6 protein-coding genes are annotated in these 6,505 nt (G+C 37.6%); 5 read left to right on the top strand and 1 reads right to left on the bottom strand.

Translation table 11 applies throughout. The features are described 5' to 3' along the window. Positions 1-441 precede the first annotated feature (441 nt). The 5 genes from DD649_RS18005 (at position 442) to megL (ending at position 4,895) form a co-directional block, all read left to right on the top strand. Positions 442-1,236: an endonuclease/exonuclease/phosphatase family protein gene (locus DD649_RS18005; protein ID WP_294110225.1), complete on the top strand. Its 795-nt coding sequence runs from the start codon at positions 442-444 to the stop codon at positions 1,234-1,236. 69 nt (positions 1,237-1,305) lie between these two features. Continuing rightward, the gene (locus tag DD649_RS18000) at positions 1,306-1,881 is read left to right on the top strand and encodes a DUF1287 domain-containing protein (protein ID WP_294110223.1); all 576 of its coding nucleotides are present in this window, start codon (positions 1,306-1,308) and stop codon (positions 1,879-1,881) included. Between the two features lie 217 nt (positions 1,882-2,098). Continuing rightward, a complete protein-coding gene (locus DD649_RS17995; protein ID WP_294110221.1) occupies positions 2,099-3,286 on the top strand; it encodes an FAD/NAD(P)-binding oxidoreductase in 1,188 nt (395 codons plus the stop codon). Between the two features lie 13 nt (positions 3,287-3,299). Then, positions 3,300-3,692, top strand: a complete 393-nt coding sequence (locus tag DD649_RS17990) for a hypothetical protein (protein ID WP_294110219.1) — start codon at positions 3,300-3,302, stop codon at positions 3,690-3,692. Positions 3,693-3,707: 15 nt separating this feature from the next. Then, positions 3,708-4,895, top strand: a complete 1,188-nt coding sequence (gene megL, locus DD649_RS17985; RefSeq protein ID WP_294110216.1) for a methionine gamma-lyase — start codon at positions 3,708-3,710, stop codon at positions 4,893-4,895. 79 nt (positions 4,896-4,974) lie between these two features. Here the strand turns inward: megL and DD649_RS17980 are convergent, their stop codons facing one another. Then, a complete protein-coding gene (locus DD649_RS17980; RefSeq protein WP_294110214.1) occupies positions 4,975-6,357 on the bottom strand; it encodes an amino acid permease in 1,383 nt (460 codons plus the stop codon). Positions 6,358-6,505: the final 148 nt, after the last annotated feature.

Here is a 6,505-nt window from a genome sequence, read left to right as displayed (position 1 = left end):
TGGGTGGCTTTTTTGCGTTGGGGATTTGAGCAATCCGATGCGGAAACGTTGAATCGCGGACAAACCGTAATGACAGTCAAGCCCTCGCTGAGGGAGAGTCGATGGCCGTTTAAACATTGACAATGACTCCATCAAAATACGCAAACAACCATGCGAAATTAAATCGATACCCTTCGGTGATTAAGGCTCAGCTCCACTTGAATAAAGGCTCGGGGCTGACGAAAAAAATTTGAATTTTGAATAGCCTACAGATTGATGAATTTGATCTTAGTGGTTTTTTTTACTATAGCGTTAGTATTGTTTAAACATATCATTCTTAATACTAAAAGCTTTGACTCAACTTCATAAGATATCACCTGCTATGTTTGATATACTGCAACCTAGTGAGTGAAGTCAAAACTAGAGTAAAATTGAAATCTCCATTATGTAGGAACTCGAAACGTGGCGAAAAGAACCTATTCTGTTCGATATATAGCAGGTCAGCCCGCTGAGCGTATTCAACCTATGGCTGTACATATGTTAGGGGAGTCGCTGCCGATTGGATTACCTTTATTTGCTGCGGGCGAGACTCTTGATGTGGTGATTTGGAATATTTATAAGCAACAGCGGCCAAATTGGAAGATTGTCTTAGCTGAGCTAATTAAAGATAAAAAATTAATACTGCTACAAGAGGCTCAAATGTCTCCTGAGCTTGTTAGTTTTGCGGCTTTCCATAAATTAATTGCAGATCAGGTTCCCGCATTGCCTTTTTCACCTCACCCTGCTGGCGTGATGACGCTTGCGACTGCGCATCCTATCTATTGTTGTCCTTTACGTGAAAAAGAACCCTTATTACGTTTGGCCAAATCGGCCTTGATTACTGTCTACCCGCTTCCTAATGGGAAACAGCTGATGGTAGCGAATGTTCATGCAATTAATTTTAGTTTTGGTGTTGATGTTTATACAAGGCAACTTAACAAACTTGGGGAGCAGATTGGAAAGCATGTAGGCCCTGTTATCCTAGCGGGAGACTTTAATGCTTGGAGTCGCCAAAGGGTGAATGCGCTTAAGCGTTTTGTACGTAGCATTGGATTGAAAGAAATAAATTATAATGATGATCAGCGTACAAAAGCATTTGGTCGGCCTTTAGATTATTTATTTTATCGTGGCTTACAAGCTAACGATAGCCATGTGTTAAATACCGATGCTTCTGATCACAATCCTATCATTACACAATTTAGTTTGCTTAATATTTAGGATTTTAACACCTTATTTTTCTTCATAATTGTTGTAGATTTTATAATCAACATTTGTGGGGATTAATGATTGAAACTATTATTGTCGCTAACTATTTTATTGTGTTCTTCCTATGCAATAGGCAACACAAGCCTTGAATTAGCTAAGTACGCGGAACAGCTTCCTCGCCTCGTCATGTATGATTCTTCATACAGAAAAATAACTTATCCAAATGGTGATGTACCTGAAAACTACGGAGTTTGTTCTGATGTAGTTATCCGTAGTTATCGTAAATTAGGTATTGACCTACAGCAGCGTTTGCATGAAGACATAAAAAATAATTTCAGCCAATATCCAAGTAAACGTATGTGGGGTCTAAATAAGCCAGATACCAATATTGATCATCGGCGTGTACCTAATTTAGAGACATTTTTTGCTCGAAAGGGAATGAATAAGCCTATTACTCAAAATGTAAAAGATTATATTCCAGGGGATATAGTTTCATGGCGTTTGGATAATGGTCGACCTCATATTGGTATTGTGACATCGATAAAATCTACCAATAACCAAAACTATCTTATTATGCATAACATTGGGTATGGTCAGGTTTCTGAGGATGTTTTATTTCAATGGAAAATAGTGGGTCATTACTCATATATAAAATAAATCAGTGATACAGTTTCTATTTGAAATAGTAATTGAAATAATTATTTTTATGTTTATTTATTCTGATGGTTTTATATTTTAATGTGATTAGTTTTTCTTGTTATTTAGCTAATTATATTCAATTTATTGTATAGGTTATTATTTAAAATAACCTATATTTATAGGAGGAAGTGCATGCTCTATTGGTAATTTTATTAAGTTAAGGTGATGAAATATCATGATAAATATAGTTATTGTTGGTGGTGGTACCGGTGGGACAATGCTGGCCAATATTTTGGCAAGAAAACTTAATAAAGATATTTTCTCTAAAAAAATAAAAATAACGTTAATTACTGATAATCCTATGCATTATTATAAGCCTGCATTTATGTATGTGGCTTTTAATCTTTTCTTTAAAGAAGAGTTGAGCCGTAGTGAACAATCATTATTACGCCCTGAGATTGAATTAGTGATTGATAAAGTCGAGTTATTTGATTTTAAAAATAAAGAACTTAAATCAATAAAGGGTAAAAAGTATAATTATGATTATTTGGTTGTCGCTACAGGATGCGTACCAAGACCTGACAAAATTGAAGGGTTGAAAGAGATCGGGAATCATTTTTATGCATATGAACCTGCTCGAAAATTAGCAGATCAATTATCTAAAATTGAGAAAGGGCGGATTTTTATTACTGTATCTTTTCCAGAAACACCTAATGTTCCTCATCAATGTGGAATTGCACCAATGGAAACAACGTTGATGTTGGATGATTTTTTACGTAAACGTCGGGTAAGAGATAATATTGAGATTGTTTATACTTACCCAACGGTATCTCAATTATTACGTAATTGTCTCTTCATGCAACAGCCTGTTTGTGAAGTTATCCCAGAAATATTTAATATTAAAAATATTAAGGCGCAGCGTGGGTTTACATTAAGTAATGTTGATCCGGAGAAAAAAATTGCGTATTCAAAAGAAGGTGATGAACAACCATTTGATATTTTAATTAGCACACCACCAATTACTGCGGTTGAGGCGGTTATTAATACAGGTCTAAGCGAACACAATAATGGTGAGGGTTGGCTACCAACCGACCATGAAACGATGCAAGTTTATGGTGTTGATGGCGTTTATGTCATTGGTGATACAGTCGACCTTCCTATTAGTAAGGCAGGTGGTAGCTGCCATAATCAGGCGGCTATTATTGCTGATAATATTTGCGGTGAGATAACTTATGGTTATCCAGCTGCAATTTATGATGGACGCGTTCAGGCGGTTGCACAAATGGGATTATATTCAGGTATGCCACTGCAATATGATTATAAGCATGACGTGATCCCAACCCCCCCAACTAAATTAGGTGGATTATTAAGAAATGGCTTCAATAGAGGTATTTATTGGGCAGCTATTCGTGGTTTAGTGTAATAGGAAAATAATTATGTCTAATGATAATCCGCAAACAAAATTGATAGAGTTACTTAGCTCTGAATCAGGCGAACATTTTGCCGAAAAAATTGCACCACTATTACAGTTGAAACGTTTAGATAATATCGTTGATTTACTTTCTTTAGTATCTGATATGGTCGATATTTTGGATGCAGGTACAGTAGAAAAACTCTCTAATGCTTTTGAGGATACATTGACCCCGGTCTGGGAGTTTAGTACCGCTTATAATATGGCAAAAATGGAAGCGGTCTATGATGATAAATCCCATAATTTTCGTTCAGTATATAGTTTATTAAAAGATCCAGATACATTGCGTGGAATTAGTACCGTTTTAAGAACATTACAAATTGTTGGTTCTCGATTATCTCAGACCAAGGAGCGGTAATTTTTTGGAGGTGGTATGAATTTAGATAAAGTAAGTGCTTTTGAAACTCGAATAATACATAGTCATTATAGTCAGAATGAAAATTTAGGCGCATTGGCATCACCGATATATCAAACATCTACTTATGTATTTAGTAGTGTAGAAGAGGGGGCCGCATGTTTCAGTGGGGATAGGGAAGGATATATTTATACCCGAATTAATAATCCTACATTGAATTTGTTGGAGAAACGAATTGCGGATTTAGAAGAAGGTGAGGCTGCTGTCGTTTTTTCGTCAGGAATGGGCGCAATTACTTCAACTTTTTGGTCACTGCTAAATCCGGGAGACGAGCTCTTAGTTGATATGACAGTGTATGGTTGTACCTATGCTTTTTTCCATCATGGGCTTGCACGTTTTGGTGTTAACGTTCGCCATATTGATATGAGTGACCCTCATCAGGTTGAACAACAAATAACCGACAAAACGAAGATGATTTTTTTTGAATCTCCAGCAAATCCCAATATGCGTTTAGTCGATATCAAAGTCGTAAGCGAAATCGCGCATCAGCATAATATTATAGTTGTTGTCGATAATACTTACTGTACGCCTTACATCCAGAAACCGCTCGTTTTGGGTGCTGATGTCGTGCTCCATTCTTTGACTAAGTATATGAATGGACATGGTGATGTCATGGCGGGAGCTGCTGTCACGACTGCAGAGATAGCAAAACAGATTCGATTAGTTGGCTTAAAGGATATGACGGGGGCATGTTTATCTCCTCATGATGCGAATTTAGTTCTTAGGGGAATGAAAACGCTCCCTATACGGATGGATCGTATTGTTGAGAATGCCATGCTTGTTGCTAAGTATCTTGACTCTCATCCAGAGGTTGATCATGTTATGTATCCTGGTCTTGAGAGCTTTGAGCAATATCAATTGGTTAAAAAACAAATGCGGTTAGCAGGTGGCATGATAGCGTTTGAGTTAAAGGGGGGGATTGAGGCAGGTAAACGCTTTTTAAATCAGCTTAATTTATTTTCTCGAGCTGTAAGTTTAGGTGATTGTGAATCATTGGCTCAACATCCAGCGAGTATGACTCATTCGACTTATTCTGCAGAAGAAAGACAGCAATATGGGATTAGTGATGGCCTTATTCGGCTCTCAATTGGCTTAGAAAATGTTGATGATTTAGTCGCGGACCTTAAACAAGCGTTAGCGCATTAATGATAAAAAATGCCCCATATTTTTATTAATATAGGGCATTTAAATGGTTTAAATACTATTTTGCTAGCGTGATAATAGTTTAATTTTGCTCACTTTTATTTTTCTGAAATATTCTCATGAATAAGAAAGCGATGCTGAGTATTGCCACCCAAGCAAATCCAACAATTAACGCAATTTGCGTATCTTTAAAAAAGCCTAATAGTGCGATGACAAAGACCATAAATGCAATGGTGATTGCAGGCCCGATAGGCCAAAAAGGAATCGGGAATTTTAGCTTTTTCACTTCTTCTTTGCTCATTTGGCGACGCATTGCAACTTGTGAAAGCAATATCATCAGCCAAACCCAGACTGTCGCGAAGGTTGCGATGGACGCAATGATAACGAAAATTTTCTCAGGTAATAAAAAGTTTAGATATACGCCAAGCAGCATAACAACTGACATTACGAGTACAGTAACCCATGGCACGCCATTGCGAGTCAGTTTAGTAAATATTTTTGGTGCTTGTCTATCTTGCGCCATACCATACATCATTCGACCTGCACCAAAAATATCACTGTTAATGGCCGAAATGGCTGCGGTTATAACGACAACATTTAAGATATTCGCCGCAGAAGAAATATTTAGACTGGAGAATATTTGTACAAATGGGCTACCATTTTGACCAACTTGGTTCCATGGATAAATACACATCAATATAAATAAGGTTAATCCATAGAATAATAGAATACGGACTGGTACGGCATTAATGGCTTTAGGAATTGTTTTTTCTGGATCTTGCGCTTCGCTAGCAGTAATACCAATAACTTCAATACCACCAAAAGCAAACATTACAATGGCGAGTGAGGCAATAACGCCTTCAATACCATTCGGCATGAAACCACCATGTTGCCAGAGGTTCTGAATGCCAACGGCATGGTCTGTTTCTTTACCAAATCCGTAGAACATTAAGAAAGCACCGCCAACGATCATGGCAATAATAGCGCTGACTTTTATTATGGATAGCCAAAACTCCATTTCACCGAAAATTTTAACATGGCATAAATTGAGTGCGCCTATAAATAGTACAATACTTAATACCCATATCCATTGGTCCACATCAGGGAACCAGAATCCCATATACATACCAAAAGCAGTAATATCGGCTAAGCATACGACTAGCATTTCAAAAATATAATTCCAGCCTGTTAAGAAGCCCGCTAATGGCCCCATGTAATGGCTTGCATAATGGGAGAAAGAGCCTGGAACTGGATTATGGACCGCCATTTCACCAAGCGCTCGCATTACCATAAATACAGCGGCACCGCCGACCATATAGGCAATCAACACTGCAGGCCCTGCTGCTTGAATTGCAGATGCAGAACCATAAAATAAACCGGTTCCGATCGCTGACCCTAAAGCCATAAAGCGAATGTGCCTGACACTCAGTCCCTTTCTGAGTTGATTTTGTTCACTACTTTGCATATCTTTTCCTGTCTTTGCCTTAGCACTAGTTATTGCACCGAATATTGTTTCGGTTTCGTTTATTGAACTAGACGTACTTTATTAAGCTCAAGGTTGCTACATTATCACAAAGTGCCTTGTTCATGAGATAGATATCTGCAATATAATG

It is taken from the genome of Providencia sp., assembly GCF_003533305.1.
In the GTDB taxonomy this organism is placed as follows: Bacteria; Pseudomonadota; Gammaproteobacteria; order Enterobacterales; family Enterobacteriaceae; genus Providencia.
Note: the sequence above shows the minus strand (reverse complement) of the source record. Positions and strands in the feature narration are given on the sequence as shown.